Below are 19,798 nucleotides of genomic sequence, written 5' to 3'. Positions count from 1 at the left end.
TTTCCATTTTCTAGGCTCAGTCTAATACTTTATTTTTTGCTGACAGTTATTTTATTAACATCAGTTCTCTTTTTGCTTCGCATAATACTCGGTGATCAGATCGAGGAACACCTTGGGAAACGCCAAGGTGGACATATCGGCTTCGCTGATCCAGCGGTACCCCGCTGGCAGCACATAGCGCGCGTGCTCCGTCTGCTCAGCCAGTGCAATCAGTGCACCCGACTTCGCGCTGGTGCTGTAGCTGGCCCGCTGCTCGGCAGCCAGCGAGGGGCCTCCCGCCTCCCCGGCAGGGGCGGCGACCTCCTCACACTGGAACACACGCAGGTTCCAGTGAATATGGCTGAACGTGTGCTCCGCCTCACGTACAAACCGCACCGGGCGCGCAAGCACGCCCTCTGCCAGCAAATGAGCCGCCAGATGGTCCATGGCGGGCTCATCCGGCACCGGGCCGTTGTACCCCTCCGGCACGGCAAGCTCATGCGGCAGTTCCCACATGCGAGCCAACAGGCCCTTGGCCGGGCGCTGCCGTACGAGCAGGCGGCCGGTGTTCGCTCCGCTGCCCTCGATGAGAGCGACGGAGCGAGGCTCCAGCCGCGGCGGCTTCGCCTTGGTCTTGACTGGCAGTGTCTCCTCGCGACCTGCCAGCCTACCCGAGCAATGCTCCATGACCGGGCAGGTCAGACAATGAGGCGACTTCGGCGTGCAGACCAGTGCGCCCAGCTCCATCAGAGCCTGATTAAAATCAGAGGCTCTTCCTTCGGGAATCAGCTCCCGTACCAGACTTTCCATATGCGCCCGCGTGCTGCCCTTCATTATATCCTCTTCAATGAGAAAATAACGCGACAGCACACGCATCACATTCCCGTCCACAGCAGGCTCGGGTCGATTGAAGGCGATACTCATAATCGCCCCCGTCGTATACGGGCCTACTCCCTTCAGTGCAGCAACAGCTTGTGTATCATCCGGCACCTGTCCGCCGTGAAGCTCAACTACTTGTTTTGCCGCAGTTTGTAAATTCCGAGCCCGTGAATAATAGCCGAGTCCTTCCCATAGCTTAAGCACATCCTCCTCGGGTGCTTCCGCCAGCGCTTCAATCGTAGGAAAACGTGCAATAAAGCGATTAAAATACGGAATGACCGTATCGACACGCGTCTGCTGAAGCATAATTTCCGAGATCCAGATATAAAAAGGATTCCGATGGCGTCGCCACGGCAAATCGCGTTTGTTACGTGTATACCAATTCAACAGTTCAAAGCTGAAATAACGCTTTTGTTCCAATGTATTTGTAGTCATCACATCACGTCTCCTTATATTCGACAATCACAAAAGCAGAGGCAATGTTAGGCTGATGTGTAATACTCAAATGAATGCTGTAATTCGAGTCACCTGTATTCGGCAATCTCAGTCGATCCCACGCGGATGATGACAAATAAACTACTGGCTTCCCCCCAGGTTCTGGTAAAATATCCATATCGCCGAACCCAATGATTTGCCCAATTCCGCAACCGAAGGCTTTCGTTATCGCTTCCTTGGCGGCAAAGCGCCCTGCTACGAACTCCGTTAGTCTACCCTTGCGTTCCACAGCAAGCTCACGTTCAGCCGGGGTCAGCACCCGATTCAAAAACGCATCTGCATATTTACCTGCCAAAATATGAGCCATACGGCTTATTTCCAGCACATCATGTCCAATTCCGTAGATCATTTGGGTATTCCCCGTCCTTTTTACTTTACTGGATCTATTGTAACAGTGCGTCCACACCCTGGCGAGTCACAAAGGCGTAAAAACAGCACCAAAATATGTTAAAATAAGAAAGGCTATAGGTGAATGTTTGAAATTCAGCTGATATGCCCATTTTAAAAAATTCCCGTAGAAAGGAAGGATAGGATGTCAGAAACCATTATTGTTGAAGCAGGTATCGAAGCAGGAACAGATGCGGTGATCCGGGCCTCCTGGTTTCCCGCTAAAAATATAGCCAAAAGCCTGCTCATCATCGCTCATGGCTACAAAGGATTTAAGGATTGGGGTATGTTCCCCTATATAGCAGAAGCATTGAGTATGGATAACCATGTTGTGACCTTCAACTTTTCACATAATGGCATAGGTGAGGATCTGGAGAATTTTACCGAGCTGGAAAAGTTCGCACGCAACACCTATAGCCGCGAACAAGAGGATTTGGAACTATTGCTATCCAATCTGAGAGCACGCCATGAGTTCAGAGAATTGCCGTTGTTTCTGTTAGGACATAGCCGTGGCGCGGGAAGCTGCTTTGTATACGCTCTGGATCATCCCGGCGAGATTGCTGGCGTCATTTCATGGAATGGCGTGACAGATCTTGATCTGTTTACTTTACCGCAAAAAGAAGAAATGCGCGCCAAGGGGCGCAGCTATGTGGAGAACGCCAGAACCGGGCAACAGCTTCCACTGGATGCTATCATTCTGGAGGACCTGGAACAAAATCGCCAGCGTTTTTCCATTGTAGACAAACTTGCCAACAGCCAGCTCCCAGCTGTACTGATCCAGGGAACCGAAGATTCCAAACGTCTACGAGAAGGCTCTGCCCTGCTCACATCCGTTCGTCCCGACATCGAATGGGTACAAATTCAAGGCGGCAATCATACCTTTAATACCGTTCATCCATTCCAGGGAGGCAGTCTTCCACTGGATCAGGCAATTACCGAAACCCGCCGCTTCATTGAGTGGATCGCCAATTAATTATTGCCCCTTCAATACAAACGGCGATCCGCCGGGCGGATCGCCGCATTTATTTACTTCAGGATTTTGCAAAATCCTCACTTGAGCATTTTAAAATTACATAATGATTAATGCTTAAACTCCTGGGATGCTTGTCCGCTTATGCGCAGTACGTGTAAAGAAGCTTTCCAGCTTTTCGCGTGCCGCCGGGTCAATTTCCTTGCCTTCCAGATAGTCGCTGTTTGCTTCGTAGGAGATCCCCAGTTCTTTTTCATCCGTCTGGCCTTCCCATAATCCTGCTGTAGGCGCTTTGTCCAAAATGGCCTGCGGAACTCCTAGATAGCTGGCGAGCAAGCGCACCTGACGTTTGTTCAGCGTGCTAAGTGGCGTAATATCGACCGCACCATCGCCCCATTTGGTATAAAAGCCTGTGATGGCTTCGGAAGCATGATCTGTGCCAACGACGAGCAAATTCAGCTCATTCGCAAGTGCGTACTGAACCACCATCCGTGTTCTTGCCTTTACATTCCCTCTCACTTGCGGAGTAATCGAACGCTCAAGACCGATTTCCTTTAACGTATGCTCCACTTCTACGGCAACCTTGTCCACGGCTTCCTTAATGTTCGTTTCCCCGGCATATTTCAGGTCGAACGCTTTGGCAACCGCGTAGCTATGCTCGATATCTTCCTGTTGGCCGTATGGCTGGAATACACCCAACGTTTTGTATTCGTCTCCTTGTTCCTGCGTCAATTCATCTGTAGCCCGCTTGCACAAAGCAGCTGCTACGGCACTGTCAATCCCGCCACTGATGGCGATCAACAGCCCTTTGCTTCCCGTTTTCGTTACATACGACTTGAGGAAATCCACACGCTTACGGACCTCTGCCTCTACGTTAATCGTAGGCTGTACTCCCAATTCAGCAATAATCTGTTCCTGCAAACTCATCAGATAAGCACCTCTTTTTTAGGAATTTCCTTCACAAGCCAACATGCAAAAGCCCCGGCAAGTTTCGCAGGCGAAAAATGCGGGGCATAGCTTGAGCAGTCTTACCGGCAAAAACGATCAAATGCACTGGTCAAATCAGCAGCGATCTGATCTGCCGAACGATCCTCCACCTGATGACGCTCGATGAAGTGAACCAGCTCGCCGTCTTTCAACAGCGCGATAGAAGGGGAAGACGGTGGGTAAGGTGCGAAAAATTCGCGAGCCTTTGCCGTTGCTTCCTTGTCCTGTCCGGCAAAAACCGAATACAGATGATCTGGCGTAATATCATGCTTCAGTGCCTCAGCCACACCCGGGCGACATTGGCCTGCGGCACAACCACATACCGAGTTCACAACCACCAGTACTGTACCTTTAGTATTAGGCAGCTTGGCCTCCACATCTTCAGAAGTACGCAGTTCCTGAATCCCAAGATTCGTCAGTTCATCGCGCATCGGCTGAACTGAATCTCTCATATATTGATCGAAAGACATAGACATATTCTTTCACTCCTTTTCCGAAAATCATGTATAGTACGTTTCTAATTTCATCCTTTGCCGTAGTAAAGGCATGGACATCTGAAATTCATTATACAATCTTTTTCACGTAATTTGCAAAAATCCGGTTATATTTTTGCACGATTATTTCTGTATCGGACTCATGACAGGAGGCTCAGAATGCTCCCGGTAAGTCGGGACGGTTCTGCGCAATCGAACTTTAAACTGCGTGCCCATTCCCTCCACCGAATCTACGGCAATCGTACCGTGATGACGCTCCACTATACTTTGACATAAGGCCAGACCCAGACCTGTACCTTTCGTTTTGGTGGTGTAAAAAGGTTGGAACAGTTTTTCAAGCTGTTTTTGCGGAATTCCCGGACCTGTATCCTTTACTTCCAGTTCCACGAAATCCCCTTCCTCATGAGTAGAAATGGTCAGCACTCCCTTTTCCCCCATGGCTTCCATCGCATTACGCGATAAATTAAGCAGCAATTGCTTTATTTCCTTAGAGTTCAAATGCAGCATCGTCACATGATCCTCCAGCTTTATCTCAATCGTCTGCCCCCTCAGATTCGCATCTGCCCACAATAAAGGCGTCAGTTCGCGAATAATATCATGCAGATGACATTGCTCCTTCTCGACAATTCGATTCTGGGCCAGTGAAAGAAAATCGTTAATAATCCCGTTCGCCCGGTCAAGTTCCTCCATCACAATGCGGTAATAATGGTTGAGGGATTCTGGGCTTTTCTCACGCATAAGCTGTAAAAAACCACGCACAACCGCCATCGGATTACGTATTTCATGAGTAATGCCCGCTGCCATCTGTCCAACCAGACTGAGCCTCTCGAAATTGCCTAACTCACTGCGCAGCGTCTCCAGCTCTGTAATATCTTGCAGGGCGATAATGACGCCTGTCGTTCGGTTTACATTTTTATCCTTTATAGGAAGGAAACTGGAGAAGAATACTTTGGGAGTAACATTTATAAAATCAGCCCCCGCCTCTCCTTCCAACGCTTTCGCAACTCGTTCGTTAACCACAGGAAAAGTGTCAAAACCATATAACGTGCTCAATGGACGACCAACTATCTCAGGCAGTGTAATGTAGGGATCGTAGTTTCGATAGAGTTCCAGCATCGTTTTGTTCATATGTATAACTCGTTCTTCGCTGTCCAGAGTAACAAGAGATAACGGCATTAAATCCATAACTTGACGCAGCTTATCCACTTCAATTAAGTATTTGCTCGTAAACTCAGTCACATCACGCCGAAGCGTCAGCTTCTCAAAGGCATTATGCATCAGACTCACGACCGTAAAACTTGCCAGCACCCCTGCACCAATATTCCAAAACGTTGTAAGTAAGTCAGGAATGTATACCGAGACATCCTGTTTGCCCCACAGTAGCGGAAATATCGCCTTAAACAGCATATCAGCCACAACATATGCGGAGATCAGGAGCTTTTTGTCCAGCAATGTTCCTCTTTGAAAAAACTTGACATGCAGGAGCATAAAAGGAAAAAGGATAAAACCAGTGCCCACATACATTGGAGACATTTCTGTCGACTGGGCTACAATCATGACACCCATCAGTGCGGAAGCGGCGAGCACAAAGGCAGTGCGACGTCTACCGTACATGATGCCAACAGCAAGGGGAATAATACCGAGATTAGAAGGTAGACCATACGGAGACTGATATTGAAAGAGTGTACATAGCAATATGGCTGGGAAGCAACACAAATACAGTATTCCTTGAGTGGGTCCAGGAAGCAGATTGCCGCCCCAAACCTTTTTCTTATCCCCATAATCCGTTAATATAGAGAAAAAACCCGCCGATATAACGGCAAGGAGAACTTGGAGCACACTTTCCTTCAACGCAATTAACAAGGACTTCTCCCCCTCATCATCTTTCCTTGACGCCGTTAGTTGAATTAAAGCACAGGCTACAATATATTACAATATATGTGTTAAAATTCCGGTATAGAACGACAAAATCTGCTAAATACCAGATGTATATAAGAAGAACGTTTTTACGCGTTTCAAAATCCTGTAAATTGAAAGATATACACGTTCACCGTGCTTTTAGGTTATCTAAAACGACGGTATTACGATAAGATGAAAAATCGGTTACGCCGTTCTGAATTTTTTGAAAATTTGTCGACGAAAAGGAAGAGGTTTATGACTTACGACGTTATTGTGATCGGAGGCGGCTCAGCCGGATTAATGGCTGCTGCCGCTGCCAGCAGTGAGGGCGCCAAGGTGCTTTTACTTGAAAAAGGAAATAAACTCGGGCGAAAGCTGGGGATCTCCGGTGGAGGTCGTTGCAATGTCACGAATGCCAAAGAGCTGGACGAACTCATTCGGCACATCCCCGGCAATGGCCGTTTTCTGCACAGTGCACTGGCGGCTTTTGGCAATCGGGATATCATCGCCTTTTTTGAACAGCTGGGTATAGCCTTAAAGGAAGAAGACAATGGGCGTATGTTTCCAGTGACGGACAAAGCCAAAACAGTTGTCGATGCTTTGATTAACAAGGTACGCTCTCAAGGAGTCGAAATTCGGACAAGTTGTCCTGTTCAAGAGGTTATTTACAAAGAAGGTCATACAGCTGGGGTACGGCTGCGTTCCGGTGAAATCCTCCATAGCCGTAATGTCATTGTTGCCGTCGGTGGCAAGTCCGTCCCGCATACAGGCTCGGAAGGTGACGGCTATGCATGGGCAGAACAAGCGGGGCATACCATTACGGAGCTATATCCTACAGAGGTGCCGTTGACCTCAGGCGAAACGTTCATCCAGACGAAAGAGCTTCAGGGACTATCCTTACGCGATATCAGTCTGACCGTATGGAATGCGAAGCAAAAGAAAGTTGTCGTCCATGAAGGAGATATGATTTTTACACATTTCGGTCTATCTGGCCCAACTGCTTTGCGGTGTAGTCAGTTTGTAGTCAAAGGGATGAAAAAGGATAAGGTAAACACGGTGTTGTTGACTCTCGATTTGCAGCCTCACAAACATGCCGATGAAGTCTACCGTGAGACGCTGGAATTGGCATCGGTCGATGCTAAAAAAGCGATCAAAAACGTGCTTAAGCCTTATTTACCGGAACGCTTAATTCCATTGTTGCTCCAGCAAGCCGAACTGCGTGAGGACTTGACCTATGATCATATTCCCAAGCAGCAATGGCAAGAACTTGCTCATCGCATTAAGGCGTTTCCAATCCGTGTGAACGGTACCCTCTCTCTGAAGGAAGCATTTGTTACCGGGGGTGGTATCAATTTGAAGGAAATTAATCCGAAAACCATGGAGTCCAAGCTGATGCCTGGATTGTTCTTTTGCGGTGAGATTCTCGATATTCACGGTTACACAGGTGGTTATAATATTACAGCGGCGTTTACGACAGGACATACAGCAGGAACCCAAGCGGCTTTAAACGTGATGCTGTAGGAGTGGGAGGCACTACGCGTAGGCTTTGATCTTACGATCGCTGTCGCTTCTCCAGATTCAAATCCTCCGCTTCGCTAGAAACCGCCATTACAACCGCATTTTTAGGAAAAACAGGAAGTGAAAAGACTTAAATCAGTTGTATTGCTGATTTAAGTCTTTTTTTGAGTACTGGAGTATTGAACAAAATTGATCTTGTTTTAACATTTGCGCTATTCCTAAACCTCAATAATGATAGGTAAAATCATGGGTCTTCTCTTCGTCTGATTGTAAATAAACCGGCCAACATCATCTTTTAACATCTGCTTAATCAGTCCCCACTGACTCATTTCGATTTCTGTTAGCTCGTTCACTGTGGACATAATCGTGTCGTGGATCTGACTCATGAGCTCTTCGGAATCCTTAACATATACAAAGCCTCTTGAAATGACCTCTGGCGCTGCGAGCATTTGCTTCTCATTTTTACTCAACGTCATCACAATAATCAGCATTCCGTCTGAAGAAAGTTTTTTACGGTCACGCAGGACAATATTACCTACGTCACCGGTTACCAACCCGTCTACCAAACTATTGCCGGCTGGTACTTTAGGGCCCAGGGATGCCCTTCCCTCTTCAATTTGAATCGTGTCACCGTTATGGACGATAAATACATTCTCCATCGGAATCCCCACAGACTCCGCTAATTGACGATGCTGATACAGCATTCTGAATTCACCATGTATAGGAATCAAATACTGTGGTTTCATCAAAGTCATCATTAATTTCAATTCTTCCTGGCTACCATGACCGGATACGTGCATCCCTGTAGAGCTACCTGATCCATAAATAACCTGGGCACCCAGCACATACAGGTTGTCAATGACCTGGGAAAGGTTTCGCTCATTCCCCGGTATGGCTCCCGCAGCAATGATGACCGTATCACCAGGCAAAATTTCGATTTTGGGATGCAGGGAATTGGCTAAACGTGACAATGCGGCCATCGGCTCTCCCTGGCTTCCGGTACATAAAACTGCAATTTCTTCTGCGGGAAACCGCTCTGTTTCTCCCGCCTCAATCAGCAAATCCTCAGGCATATGCAAGAAGCCCAGCTCCTTGGCCACTGACACCACATTTATCATACTGCGTCCGAGTAAAACCAGTTTGCGACCCGTTTCTACAGCCGCGTCAATGACTTGCTGGACACGGTTCACATTAGAAGCGAACGTGGAGATAAATACCTGCTGTTTGGCTCTGGCAAATGCATCTAGAATATGCCCGCCAACCAAACGTTCTGAAGGGGTAAATCCTGGCCTTTCCGCATTTGTACTTTCGGAGAGCAGCACTTTCACCCCCTTCTTTCCTATTTCAGCCATTCGATGAAGATCCGGAAAAGGTCCGCTTACGGGAGACATATCGAATTTGAAATCGCCGGTATGGACCACATTCCCTTCCGGTGTCTGAAAAAAGACACCCAGGCAATCCGGGATACTGTGGACCGTGGTGAAAAAGGATGCCTGAATCGTTCCCGCTTGAACGGTTGAATCCGCATCTATAAGATGAAGCTCGGCATCACGCAAAAGGTTATGTTCCCTTAGCTTAATCTTAATTAATTCGATGGTGAGCTTTGTCCCGAACACGGGGATGTTAATCTGCTTAAGCAGATAGGGAATACCTCCGATGTGATCCTCATGCCCATGAGTCACAATGAGCGCTCTGACTTTATCCTGATTTTCCAGCAGATAGGTGACATCGGGCACAATAAGGTCAATACCAGGCAAATTTTCATCAGGAAACTTAGAACCGCAATCGATTACGACAATATCCTGATCGTATTGGATGAAATACATGTTTTTCCCGATTTCATTCACACCGCCTAGAGCAGCAATGAGTAATCTATTATCAGCATGCATCAATTTTATTTCCTCCTTAGGAAAATGCTATCCATATTATTCATTTTTCACGTAAACTTATGCACAAAAAGAAACCCTTGTCTCTAAAAGACAGGGGCTCTCACTTGGTTTATTAGATACCCACCACAGCCGAAATAGCAGCAAAAATAGCAGCAACTAACCACAGGATGGGGAATAGCTTGAAGATTACCTTCAGCCACTGTCCAAAGCTGATCCGGGCAATGGCCAATCCCGCCAACAGTACTCCGCCTGTCGGTGAAATGAGATTGGTTAACCCGTTACCGAATTGGTACGCTGTGACTACTGCTTCACGATTAATGCCTACAAGATCGCCGAGCGGTGCAAGTACAGGCATGGTTAGTGCAGCTTCCCCCGAAGAAGATGGGACCAGGAAAGTAATAATATTATGCGCAACCAACATAATGGTAGTGAACAAGTAACTTGGCAATCCTTCCAGGATGCTTGCGAGTGCATTCAATACGGTATCGATGATCATACCCTGCTCGGCGATGATCAGAATTCCGCGAGCGAGACCTATAATCACTGCAGCGTAGATGAATTCTCCACACCCTTTTACAAAATTCTCAGCTATTTCCTTCTGGCTCATTTTGGTAACTACCCCGACAAAAAGACCGAGTGCGAAGAAAAGGGCGCCGATTTCAGTCATATACCAGCCTTTGGCCAAAATTCCCCAGACAATGGCTCCAAGCGTTACAATAAATCCACCTATAATTAATTTGTCACGAAACGTGAAGACGACGTCCTCACCTGTATTTTCTTTTATAAATTGCTCGCGATTTATAATATCACTCTGAAAAACAATGGATTTCTCCGGATTTCTCTTAACCCGGTGCGCATACCACATCGTAAAGACAATAGAAATCATAGTAAACACAAGCCATTCAATAAATCTCAGCCAGAGCTGTGGATTCCCCTCCACTCCTGCGATCCCCTGGGCAATCAATACTGAAAATGGATTCACAGTCGAACCAACATAGCCAATTTGCGTTCCCAGAAATAGAATGAGAATAGCAGTCATAGAATCGAAGCCTAGGGCAAACATTAACGGAATAAAGATCGCATAAAGCGGAATAATTTCTTCGCTCATCCCAAAGGTAGAGCCTCCGAGACTGAATATAACCATGGCAATTGGAATAAGCAAAATCCCCTTATTCTTCAGTCGCCTGGCAAGAGCCGTCAGAGCACGATCGATGGCTCCCGTCTGCAGAATAATCCCGAAGGAGCCGCCTACAATAAGGACAAAAGAGACCACATCGGCAGCATTGATAATCCCTTCAATCGGGGCGCTAAGGATTTGGGGGATTCCCTGTCTTAAATCACCGTTCTCACCCGTTTTGGGTACAGTGTGATAGGTTCCCGAAACGATCGCCGTTTTGGTCACACCGTTCACTGTCACTTCATGACGCTCAAATTGACCGCTGGGTACAATCCATGTCAATGCGGCGACTGTAATAATAATCAAAAATATTAAAGTATAACTATGGGGCAAGGATAATTTCCATTTCTTATTCTTGATGTTCATGTTTATCCCTCATTCCAAGAATGGTTATACGTAACCTTCCCTCCCATAATGGTCAATATCACTTGGGCATCCCTGATGTCCCCAGCGGATGCGTTAAGGAGGTCGCGATCAAAAACGGCGATGTCAGCATATTTTCCAGCCTCCAGCGTACCTGTAACCTCTTCCATATAACAATGTTTGGCTCCATTAATGGTCCATGCCTTTAAAACTTCGGATGGCGGCATCCCTTGGTCAGGATACCAGCCTCCTGCAGGTGAGCCATCCGGGAATAATCGGTGAGAGGCTGCATACAGCGAATCAGGGACACTAGTGATAAATAAAGGCAGATCAGTCCCAATGGTTATTGGCACGTTAGCCTCCAGCATGGATTTATAATTATAAAAGCGGTTTTCATTGTCTTTACCTACCACAGCAGACATATAAGCGTCCTCGTAAGAAGGATTCAGTAGCAGGATTTGGGCGTAGACTTCGGCAAAAATTTCGTTCTCGCCCATTCTAATCAGATCATCTGGATGAGGATACTCTAGATCACTGATCGAATGTCTAATAAGGTGATTCCCTTGTTGTTCGCGGCATTTTTCAATCATCGATACTGCCTGGCGAATTGCAGCATCCCCTTCTGCAGTTAGGCAGCATTTGATACCTTGGCTGTCTGCTTCCAGAACTGAGGCTTCAATTTTTCCATAATCAACCGTCTTTAAGTTCGTGACTTCAGGCATATCTGCGTAAGGCTCCAACATATCCCCTGTATGATCGGCTACAACGCCGTCAAGCATCAGCTTGTATCCTTGAAAACGAATAAGGTCTCCATTATAAAGTGCTTTATACTTGATACCGGTGCCAATATCCAACGGTTCAACAACGGGTTCAAGCGAAAAATGAAATCGGAGTGGCAGTTCTCCTGCTTCTTTCAATTCTTCTAGGATCGGCAGTAGCTCGCTATGCCGGTCAAAGCCAATATCCTTTATGGAAGTAACTCCTCGTGCAGCCAGCAGGCGGCAAAACTCCACAAACTCTTGTTTGACAAGGCTATGATCCTGCATCATAGCTTGGAGCAGCAAAGCGCGTGCCTCAGCACTGCATTGATCCGGCAAAAATTGATATTTCTCCTGAGCCAGTCTGTTCATCCAGCAGTAGCTTTTATTTAGGTTAATGGCAATTACCGCCCGATCAGGGAACATCTCGTCCAACAAGCTTTGTTCCGGCAGCTTGCCCCATCTTTCCTCGCTCCACCCGTAAGCGGTTACATCTTTCCCTGACGGAAGATTGTTTGCCGCTTGCAGCATGGATTCCACTGCTTCTTCAATCGAGGCTGCATGAGTCAAATCCACGCCCCGATGCATCGACATATATCCGGTAAAAAATACATGATTGTCATGAACTCCTGGCATGATAAAAGCATCACCCAAATCACAGACAACCGTTTCAGTTCCTATCCAAGCTTGTGCTTCCTCGGGACGCCCCACTGCTGCAATACATTCTCCCCGCAGTGCAATAAACCCAGGCGAAGCTTCATTTTCTAAGCCATTAAAAATAGCATTTGACAGTAGAACTTTGTCCGCTAATGTGTCCTTCTTCCCTTGCACAGTTTCACCTCCTCATTATTTATCCGCTCCATAACATAACGTAATATAACGTTATAATATGGCTTCTGCTTCTCTCATGGAGTGGAAGCAGAAGCTGCGCCGTACCTGAATAACATTACATAACAGGCAACGGATTTATATTGAGAATTGATAACGGTCCCCAATGATGTACTGCTTACCTACATGAACGGGGCTTCCATGCTGATCATAAATAATCGTATGCATGTAGAACAACGCCTGTCCGATGGCCGTCTCCAGCAGCTTTGCCTGGTATTCATCCGCCAAGGCGATTTGTAATATCGTTTCTCCCGGTTGGTTAGGATCGATGCTGTATTTATGACGCAATAGTTCGTATACAGAGCCCTCTAACTGCTCTTCCATTAGAAATGAAAATCGGTCATAAGGATAAAAATTATTCTCCAGCATGAGCGGTCGATCACCGGCGTATCTTTGGCGCTGAATATATAACACTTTTTCTCCTTGTGGCAGCTGCAACTGATGTGCAATTTCCTCATCTGCTTCTATGATTTCACGTTCTGTGACCACACTGTGTGAAGAGAGGCCGTTGGATTTGCAGGCAGCCGTAAAGCCGATGACATGTTCAATCTTCCGCCCAATTTTGGGTACATTGACAAAGGTACCTTTTCCTTGACGTTTGGTCAGATAACCTTCATGAACCAATTCGGCAATCGCTTTTCTTACGGTAATTCGACTTACATTGTAGGTCTCGCTTAGTTCAGTTTCGGTCGGTATACGACTTCCCTGCGTATATGTTCCATTATGAATAGCAGTTTTGACCGCTTTTTGTAATTGAATATATAATGGCTCTGCTTGATCTGAATTCAACATAATGTACCCTCACTTGTCATATAACGTTATATTACTCCCACTTAGAGTATCAAATGTTACATATTCTTACAAGTGAAGATATTTGAAAAAAATTTATTAGTAACGGACGCCGTATCCGAATGAACCTTCTACCAGACAGCTCTGGGCGGCAACCCTCGAGCCTTCTGCCATAGCATCCTGAATATTACCCTTTTTCAAAAAGCTCAGTAAAAAGGCGGTGATATAGGAGTCTCCTGCCCCCATTGTATCCACAGCGTCCACGGAATCAGGCATTTGAAAATAGAACTTGGTACCATCATAGGCAATAGATCTATCTCCGCCGCGTGTGGCTACCAGAATTTGCCCCTCTTTTTTTCGATTGGAGCGGATATAGTTCTGTGTCTCTTCATCCGTCATATGGCTGCAAGAGAAGAATGCGAAATCGGCGTACGCAATATATCTCTCCACCTGTTCATCTACGAAATCATCTGAAAAGTCAAAAGAAAGAGGGATTCCCAGCGTCTCCAATTCAGGCAACAAGTGCCCTGTATGACTGTACAAGCCCGTGTGAATAAGGTCGAACCCGCCAACATAGGCCTTGTCATCTTCACTCAGCTTCAGCGGATGGAGACGTGTAACTCCTCCCTCATTGCTGCCCAGAAATACTCTGTCTCCGTCTTCCAGGGTTACACGTGCGCAGCCGTTCTCACCGCTGTGATATCTGCACCGTGAAATGTCGATTTCCAGCTCACGGAGAATGTGTTCTACATGCTGTGCTTCGTTATCATCCCCGAATACTCCGATAAAGGCTGCATCTACTCCCGCTTTTTTGGCAAACACACTGAAATTAAGCGCATTGCCGCCAGGATACATCATGCGCAGATGAACATATTTATCTACCACATTATCGCCAATACCTAGAACTTTCATGATGGTTTCCTCCTGTTGGTAAGTGCGCTTAGTAAGCTACTTTGCCCATATAACGGCGAGTTTCCAGTGGGTGATTGCGTACATTTGCGAGTGCTTCACGATAAACACATACAATGCTGTAAAATAAAACCGGGTTAAAAAACTCGACAACCTCGTCGGCAATAGTTCCGATTCCAAGCTCCTTCGCATCGATCACTTCCACTTTCTCGGCATATTGATTCAGGAAAGTCTGTGCCCGCTCATCCAATGCCCGTGTGCGTCCTTCGTTAATCATCAGAATAAATGGAGTTTCTTTATCCGTTACTTCAAACGGACCGTGGAAAAATTCACCGGAATGGATTGAAGCCGCATGAAGCCATTGCATTTCCATTAGAGAACAGATAGCAAATCCGTAGGCATGTCCATAGGAAGCTCCGCTGGTCAGGATATAAAAGAGATCTTCATTGCGGTATTTGTCAGCGAATACACTGGCACGCGGTTCAACTTGTATTTTGGCCCTGTTAATAATTCCATTGATTGCTCCCAAGCCGTTCTGGAAAGCTTGATAATGCACATAGCCTTCAGCGACTTGAAGCAGCTCAACAGTAAGCTCCAAAATAATAGCCATCGGGTTATTTTTGACATCGCTCTCATCTCCCCACTCGTAGAGGAATGAATAATCAGAGTAATTGAGCAGTGTCGCTTCACTATTGTGGGTTAAGCCGATGGTGTAGGCGCCTTTCTCTTTGGCTGATTTAGCAGCCGCAACCGATTCCGGCGTGTTTCCTCCATGGGAACACACGATGACAACTGAGTTTTTACCTAATCGTTTTGGCAGCGCATGCACAAACTCATTTGCTGTATACATGCCTGCTACCAGCTTCTTTGCTTCACTATCCAAAAAATATTTTGAGGGATACATATCGACTAATGAGCCCCCGCAAGCTACTAAATAAACCTCGGAAATCTCTCCACTTGCTTGTTCATAAATCGTCTGAACCGTCTGTTGTACATTCATCATTTTTACCTCTCCTTTTGTATAACGTTATATAACGTATTGTTTATGAAATAAATATAAGCGCTTTCATCAAAAGTGTCAAGCCTATTTATTCAATGAACTTTTAATGATCTACATTCAAAAAGCTCTAATCCTTTTGTCGAAGAATTAGAGCTCCTATTGGGATTTGATTTATTGAGTGTTTGGTCATAACGAGATTACATCTACAATATACGCAAAAAATTGGTCTTACCCATGGGTTTGTCCGAATAAACTAAAATAGACAAATACATAACAGCCAATAAAAAATTAAGGAGGAAAACACCATTAATACATTTATCAGTTATATTTTTCTCGGTCTGTCACTTTCGGCCCCTATTGGGCCGATTAATGCTGCACAGTTGGATCGAGGTATTAAGAATGGATTTTGGCATGCTTGGTTTATCGGGCTTGGGGCAATAACCGCAGATATAATCTATATGCTGCTTGTCTATTTGGGAATGATCCACCTTCTCAATGCCCCGTTTGTTAAAGCTTTTTTATGGTTGTTTGGTTTTTTCGTACTTGTGTATACAGGTATTGAAAGCATCAAAAATGCAGGTGTGATTTCAGAATCTGAATTAAGGGGAAATGGCAATACCTTAACCAACTCATTTTTGGCAGGCTTCCTGATGTCATTATTTAATCCTCTCTCCATCCTTTTCTGGCTTGGCATTTACGGGTCCATACTGGCCAACGTCGCTAATACATATCCAGTACAACAGCTAATGATCTTTAGCGGAGCGATTGTATTAGGTGTGTTACTCTGGGATGTGACCATGGCAGCCGCTTCAAGTATTTTCCGGAGGTTTCTAAAAACCGGATTACTTAAAACCATCTCTTGGATGTCTGGATTATCTCTCATTGGTTTTGGTTTTTATTTTGGTCTACAGGCATTTCAATTACTTTTTTTACGCTAACGCTTAACTCCCTGACAATGTTAACGAGATTCCTTGCCGTGCTTTCGGCGAACCCATTGTACAATGAGGTCACATATTGCAATTAACAAGACCAGCAGTAAGCTGATGTAAACTCCCGGGCGGCTAAGCTTATGGAAAAAGGATCCGACCACAGCCATAGCTATCAACAATAATCCAATCCAGCGTTTAATGTTGCTAGATGTGCTCGATTCCAGTAACTTACCTGAAGACAGCAAAATAAAGCACCAGTTATACAACAGCATTAACCCTGCAGCTGTCGTAATATATTCATACACTTTTCCCGGCAGCAGCAACGACATTACGATGGCTGAGATTAATCCAACGGAGATCAAACTAAGTGCATACAGAGGATATTTGCCCTTCCACTTCCGTGAAAACAATGTGGGCGCATCTCCCTCCTGTGCAAGTGTAATCATCATAGATGTCTCTGCATATAGGGACGCTGTCATTGTGGAGAACCCTGCAATAATAAGCACCCCATTAAATAAATGAGGCACAAAAACCAGATGATCGCTGCTCAGCGCAAGCACAAAAGGACTTTCTTTCGGGTTAAACGCACTTAATGGCACCATAGACACAGCCAGACCAATCGAAAGCACGTATACTACAACGAGCGTCATCAGCATTACTTTTCCTGCTTTAGGTGCATCTTCCGGTTTTTGAAGCCGATTAGACATTATTCCGAGCACTTCAATACCTCCGTATGCATAAAAGGCAAAAATAAAAGATGACCATAATCCCATACCGCCGGTAGGGAAAAAATCTTTGTAACTGATGGGGAACTTTGGATTATATTTTCCTCCTCCGATCCAGCCTGCCAAAAGAGCAACGGCCAAGACCAGAAACATAACAATAGCTGCCATTTTAATGATGGCCAATACATTTTCAACTCGATCAAAACCCTTGTTACCAAAAAAAACAATCACAAGCCCTAAAATCCCGAAGCCTGCTGCAAAGATCCACATCGGTACCTGAGGAAACCAGAAGCGTGAGAATATAGATAGCGCCGTTAGTTGGCTCCCATTGATAAGCAATTCTGAGAACCAATACACCCAGCCGCTACCGAAGCCTGCCCAATTACCAAATGCTTTTTGGGCATAGGAACGGAAAGAGCCTTGTTCTGGATGATCTGCCGTCATGCGCGATAGGGCGTCAAACACCACATACGTTCCCACCGCTGCCAAAAAGTATGCAATGAGTACGGCTGGGCCACCGATGGAAATCGCTAAGCCGGACCCGAGGAAATATCCTGTACCGATGGTACCTGCAACTCCTAATAAGCTTAGTTGCCACCATTTTAGTTTTTTATCTTTTTGCATACGATCCGAAGACTTACCCATAAAGAGAATCACCCTATTCCTGAATTTGAGACCGAGTTCTCCATTTTAAGATTGCCTATTTCACCATATTTCATGTGGAGCATGACTTGGCTTTATTTATGAATAAAGAAGCACCAGAACCCTGCTAAGGTTTACTGGTGCTTTGTAAATGTATAAAACTGTCCGAGGAGTTAAGTAAAACTCAAACGATCAAACTTTAGATAAAGAAAGGGCCTTATCTGCATTTTGAATATCCATTTGTATTTGCTGCTCTGGATCATAAGCATTATAGTAACCGTTGTTCTTCATGTAATTAAAGATTTGTTCATGAAGATTAACCGCTTTGCTCAATTGGTCACAAAGAACATTGCGAACTTCCGAACTGGTTGACTCTGTCAGCGCAAGAGCATAGTTCTTAATTCCGCTTTTAGCTGAAATTAATAAATCAGAAGCGATCACTTGATCGTTCATGGGACTCGTTCCAGTCATATTCTCAATAAAAGAATTCACGTTAATCCTCCTTTAAAATTACACAAGTAGATTTCTAAGCTGTTGAATATCTTGTGTACCACCGTTGACATCCTGCTGCAAAATGTTTTTTAAATTTGTGTCTGACACTAAAGGAATCATAGTTTGGGCTTTTGTAAGGCAAGTTGTTTTAAACGTAAGCAGCTCATGTAATTCCAATTTTTCGTGAACTCCTAATTTTTGCATGGTCAAGACCTCCTTTCTGAAATTGTTATTCCCTGCTGTCGTTGCTATTTATGCAAATCCTACAGATTTTCAGTTCTGGCGAAAGCTCTAACTGAGTTTTTTTCAAACAAAAAAAGCTCCTTCAAAACCACAATAATCAATGGTCTTATAGGAACTTTTCCTAATATGGGCTGAACAGTGAAAACTCAAACTCTAATCATGACTTTTAGGACAAAAATCAAATATGGATACTGCCGGAAAAGCCATCCACTTCGTCCTCGGGTAGTTGATCAGAGCTGACGTTGTGCTCCTCCGTTGTGTACGTCTGAGAGGAACCGTTTTTATACGCTTCACTCCAATCCTCGTTAATCGTGTGCGCTGGGATAATCCAGTCCTCCGGGCTATAACCTGGATTATGTACACCTATATTTCCTTGCAAACCGGGATATTCATCCGGTTTAGAGAAAAGAGTCCCTACCTCAATCATGCTTCCTTCATAGGCTTGGCAAATTTCCAATGCAGACAGTACATCTTGGTTCTCAATATGTACATTGAGACCTGTGTCACCGTTCGTGCTGGCAGAGTATCCAATTTCCTTTAATGTTTCACAGGCTTGAGCAGCTTGCTGCGGATCACGAAATTGAAAACGGAAAGAACCCGTATCCATGTGTTTCATCTCCTCTGAATTAGCTTATTTTGTTAATTTGGGTTCATTAGGTTAGGTATGTTCTTTTTTAATATAACCATCCAGAACAGTATTTTTACATTCAAATCCTTTATTTTTCAAAAATTTACTTTAATGCTTTGAAATTAAATAGTTAAAAAAGCAGCTACTGTGACAAATCGCATGTTTTCGCTATGTAAATCCCTTTATGCTAGTAACAAGGGTATGGTTGCCCGGTCATCCGAGCCGAGCGGTCAAAGGATGCCCAAATCCATACATAAAGGCGGAATGAAGATGATAGATTACCGAACATTGGTGACACAGCAATCCATGCATTTGTATAGCGTGTTTGCCAAGTCATTCAAAAGTGTAAACGAACATGCGGTTGCTGGCATCAAAACGGTGGGCTTCAACCCAACGGCCTTTGCCGTGATGGAAGTTTTATATCACAAGGGCGCGCAGCCCATCCAACAAATTGGAGCAAAGCTGCTTCTACAAAGCGGAAATGTCACTTATGTTATTGACAAGCTGGAGAGCCGCGGTTATTTGCACCGTCACCCGTGCGACCAAGATCGTCGGATTATATATGCAGAATTGACGGACGAGGGACAACGTGTCATGGACGAAATTTATCCTGATTATACACGTCAGATTGAACGTGCCTTTAGCGGAATCAGTGAAACCGAAAGAGATCAACTCATCGGCTTGCTTAAAAAATTGGGTCGTAGCGCTGATAACCTGTCACCTTATCACAAATAGAATGAATAGTAATTTTAGCAAAC

General features: G+C 45.3%; 19 protein-coding genes. 4 read left to right on the top strand and 15 right to left on the bottom strand.

The annotated features are described in order from the left end of the window. Positions 1 to 60: 60 nt before the first annotated feature. Together mutY and acpS are read right to left on the bottom strand one after the other, a co-directional pair. Complete coding sequence (gene mutY, locus NSQ68_RS03595) at positions 61 to 1,293, bottom strand: A/G-specific adenine glycosylase (RefSeq protein ID WP_342427993.1); 1,233 nt, start codon at positions 1,291 to 1,293, stop codon at positions 61 to 63. Positions 1,294 to 1,297: 4 nt separating this feature from the next. Next, a complete protein-coding gene (acpS, locus tag NSQ68_RS03590; RefSeq protein WP_029515799.1) occupies positions 1,298 to 1,702 on the bottom strand; it encodes a holo-ACP synthase in 405 nt (134 codons plus the stop codon). A 183-nt stretch (positions 1,703 to 1,885) separates the two neighbouring features. Between acpS and NSQ68_RS03585 the strand changes: the two genes are divergently transcribed. Further along, a complete protein-coding gene (locus tag NSQ68_RS03585; protein ID WP_342427992.1) occupies positions 1,886 to 2,713 on the top strand; it encodes an alpha/beta fold hydrolase in 828 nt (275 codons plus the stop codon). A gap of 114 nt (positions 2,714 to 2,827) precedes the next feature. Here NSQ68_RS03585 and nadE read toward each other — a convergent pair whose 3' ends face one another. From nadE to NSQ68_RS03570, 3 genes are all read right to left on the bottom strand, one after another. Then, positions 2,828 to 3,637 carry an ammonia-dependent NAD(+) synthetase gene (gene nadE, locus NSQ68_RS03580; RefSeq protein WP_342427991.1) on the bottom strand — a complete coding sequence of 270 codons (810 nt, stop codon included), beginning with the start codon at positions 3,635 to 3,637 and terminating at the stop codon, positions 2,828 to 2,830. Positions 3,638 to 3,738: 101 nt separating this feature from the next. Further along, positions 3,739 to 4,173 carry a BrxA/BrxB family bacilliredoxin gene (locus NSQ68_RS03575; protein WP_342427990.1) on the bottom strand — a complete coding sequence of 145 codons (435 nt, stop codon included), beginning with the start codon at positions 4,171 to 4,173 and terminating at the stop codon, positions 3,739 to 3,741. A gap of 141 nt (positions 4,174 to 4,314) precedes the next feature. Continuing rightward, entirely contained in the window at positions 4,315 to 6,054 is a 1,740-nt protein-coding gene (locus NSQ68_RS03570) for an ATP-binding protein (protein WP_342427989.1), read from the bottom strand. A gap of 291 nt (positions 6,055 to 6,345) precedes the next feature. Between NSQ68_RS03570 and NSQ68_RS03565 the strand changes: the two genes are divergently transcribed. Beyond that, positions 6,346 to 7,611 carry an NAD(P)/FAD-dependent oxidoreductase gene (locus NSQ68_RS03565; RefSeq protein ID WP_342427988.1) on the top strand — a complete coding sequence of 422 codons (1,266 nt, stop codon included), beginning with the start codon at positions 6,346 to 6,348 and terminating at the stop codon, positions 7,609 to 7,611. Between the two features lie 215 nt (positions 7,612 to 7,826). On the opposite strand, the gene NSQ68_RS03560 is transcribed toward NSQ68_RS03565, so the two are convergent. The 6 genes from NSQ68_RS03560 to NSQ68_RS03535 all read right to left on the bottom strand — a co-directional run bounded on the left by NSQ68_RS03560 (position 7,827) and on the right by NSQ68_RS03535 (position 15,384). Then, positions 7,827 to 9,497 (bottom strand): ribonuclease J, encoded by a 1,671-nt coding sequence (locus NSQ68_RS03560; RefSeq protein ID WP_342429061.1) that lies wholly within the window; start codon positions 9,495 to 9,497, stop codon positions 7,827 to 7,829. Positions 9,498 to 9,609: 112 nt separating this feature from the next. Next, entirely contained in the window at positions 9,610 to 11,040 is a 1,431-nt protein-coding gene (locus NSQ68_RS03555) for a YfcC family protein (RefSeq protein WP_342427987.1), read from the bottom strand. Between the two features lie 2 nt (positions 11,041 to 11,042). Further along, complete coding sequence (locus NSQ68_RS03550; protein ID WP_342427986.1) at positions 11,043 to 12,626, bottom strand: amidohydrolase family protein; 1,584 nt, start codon at positions 12,624 to 12,626, stop codon at positions 11,043 to 11,045. Positions 12,627 to 12,761: 135 nt separating this feature from the next. Next, on the bottom strand, positions 12,762 to 13,475 hold the full coding sequence (locus tag NSQ68_RS03545) for a GntR family transcriptional regulator (RefSeq protein ID WP_342427985.1): 714 nt from the start codon (positions 13,473 to 13,475) through the stop codon (positions 12,762 to 12,764). A gap of 96 nt (positions 13,476 to 13,571) precedes the next feature. Beyond that, the gene (locus tag NSQ68_RS03540; protein ID WP_342427984.1) at positions 13,572 to 14,384 is read right to left on the bottom strand and encodes a fructoselysine 6-kinase; all 813 of its coding nucleotides are present in this window, start codon (positions 14,382 to 14,384) and stop codon (positions 13,572 to 13,574) included. A 28-nt stretch (positions 14,385 to 14,412) separates the two neighbouring features. Next, positions 14,413 to 15,384, bottom strand: coding sequence for an SIS domain-containing protein (locus NSQ68_RS03535; RefSeq protein ID WP_342427983.1), 972 nt, complete (start codon positions 15,382 to 15,384; stop codon positions 14,413 to 14,415). A 302-nt stretch (positions 15,385 to 15,686) separates the two neighbouring features. On the opposite strand from NSQ68_RS03535, the gene NSQ68_RS03530 reads away from it, so the two are divergent. Beyond that, positions 15,687 to 16,319, top strand: a complete 633-nt coding sequence (locus NSQ68_RS03530; protein ID WP_342429060.1) for a LysE family transporter — start codon at positions 15,687 to 15,689, stop codon at positions 16,317 to 16,319. A gap of 20 nt (positions 16,320 to 16,339) precedes the next feature. Here NSQ68_RS03530 and NSQ68_RS03525 read toward each other — a convergent pair whose 3' ends face one another. From NSQ68_RS03525 to NSQ68_RS03510, 4 genes are all read right to left on the bottom strand, one after another. Then, positions 16,340 to 17,680, bottom strand: a complete 1,341-nt coding sequence (locus NSQ68_RS03525; protein ID WP_342427982.1) for an amino acid permease — start codon at positions 17,678 to 17,680, stop codon at positions 16,340 to 16,342. A gap of 189 nt (positions 17,681 to 17,869) precedes the next feature. After that, a complete protein-coding gene (locus NSQ68_RS03520; protein WP_029515812.1) occupies positions 17,870 to 18,169 on the bottom strand; it encodes a spore coat protein in 300 nt (99 codons plus the stop codon). 18 nt (positions 18,170 to 18,187) lie between these two features. Further along, complete coding sequence (locus NSQ68_RS03515; RefSeq protein ID WP_029515813.1) at positions 18,188 to 18,373, bottom strand: hypothetical protein; 186 nt, start codon at positions 18,371 to 18,373, stop codon at positions 18,188 to 18,190. A 217-nt stretch (positions 18,374 to 18,590) separates the two neighbouring features. After that, on the bottom strand, positions 18,591 to 19,019 hold the full coding sequence (locus NSQ68_RS03510; RefSeq protein WP_307352437.1) for a hypothetical protein: 429 nt from the start codon (positions 19,017 to 19,019) through the stop codon (positions 18,591 to 18,593). Between the two features lie 291 nt (positions 19,020 to 19,310). On the opposite strand from NSQ68_RS03510, the gene NSQ68_RS03505 reads away from it, so the two are divergent. Beyond that, the gene (locus NSQ68_RS03505) at positions 19,311 to 19,775 is read left to right on the top strand and encodes a MarR family transcriptional regulator (RefSeq protein WP_013369372.1); all 465 of its coding nucleotides are present in this window, start codon (positions 19,311 to 19,313) and stop codon (positions 19,773 to 19,775) included. The last annotated feature ends 23 nt before the right edge of the window (positions 19,776 to 19,798 follow it).

The organism is Paenibacillus sp. FSL L8-0158, from assembly GCF_038592965.1.
Classification (GTDB): Bacteria; Bacillota; Bacilli; order Paenibacillales; family Paenibacillaceae; genus Paenibacillus; species Paenibacillus polymyxa_D.
This window is presented reverse-complemented; position numbering and strand designations above follow the sequence as displayed.

Coding starts and splice junctions, on each gene's coding strand:
- nadE (WP_342427991.1), bottom strand. CDS start 3,637: ATGAGTTTGCAGGAACAGATTATTGCTGAATTGGGAGTACAGCCTACG.
- NSQ68_RS03540 (WP_342427984.1), bottom strand. CDS start 14,384: ATGAAAGTTCTAGGTATTGGCGATAATGTGGTAGATAAATATGTTCAT.
- NSQ68_RS03515 (WP_029515813.1), bottom strand. CDS start 18,373: ATGCAAAAATTAGGAGTTCACGAAAAATTGGAATTACATGAGCTGCTT.
- NSQ68_RS03505 (WP_013369372.1), top strand. CDS start 19,311: ATGATAGATTACCGAACATTGGTGACACAGCAATCCATGCATTTGTAT.
- NSQ68_RS03545 (WP_342427985.1), bottom strand. CDS start 13,475: ATGTTGAATTCAGATCAAGCAGAGCCATTATATATTCAATTACAAAAA.
- NSQ68_RS03565 (WP_342427988.1), top strand. CDS start 6,346: ATGACTTACGACGTTATTGTGATCGGAGGCGGCTCAGCCGGATTAATG.
- NSQ68_RS03575 (WP_342427990.1), bottom strand. CDS start 4,173: ATGTCTATGTCTTTCGATCAATATATGAGAGATTCAGTTCAGCCGATG.
- NSQ68_RS03560 (WP_342429061.1), bottom strand. CDS start 9,497: ATGCATGCTGATAATAGATTACTCATTGCTGCTCTAGGCGGTGTGAAT.
- NSQ68_RS03555 (WP_342427987.1), bottom strand. CDS start 11,040: ATGAACATCAAGAATAAGAAATGGAAATTATCCTTGCCCCATAGTTAT.
- NSQ68_RS03535 (WP_342427983.1), bottom strand. CDS start 15,384: ATGATGAATGTACAACAGACGGTTCAGACGATTTATGAACAAGCAAGT.
- NSQ68_RS03510 (WP_307352437.1), bottom strand. CDS start 19,019: ATGGATACGGGTTCTTTCCGTTTTCAATTTCGTGATCCGCAGCAAGCT.
- acpS (WP_029515799.1), bottom strand. CDS start 1,702: ATGATCTACGGAATTGGACATGATGTGCTGGAAATAAGCCGTATGGCT.
- mutY (WP_342427993.1), bottom strand. CDS start 1,293: ATGACTACAAATACATTGGAACAAAAGCGTTATTTCAGCTTTGAACTG.
- NSQ68_RS03585 (WP_342427992.1), top strand. CDS start 1,886: ATGTCAGAAACCATTATTGTTGAAGCAGGTATCGAAGCAGGAACAGAT.
- NSQ68_RS03525 (WP_342427982.1), bottom strand. CDS start 17,680: ATGGGTAAGTCTTCGGATCGTATGCAAAAAGATAAAAAACTAAAATGG.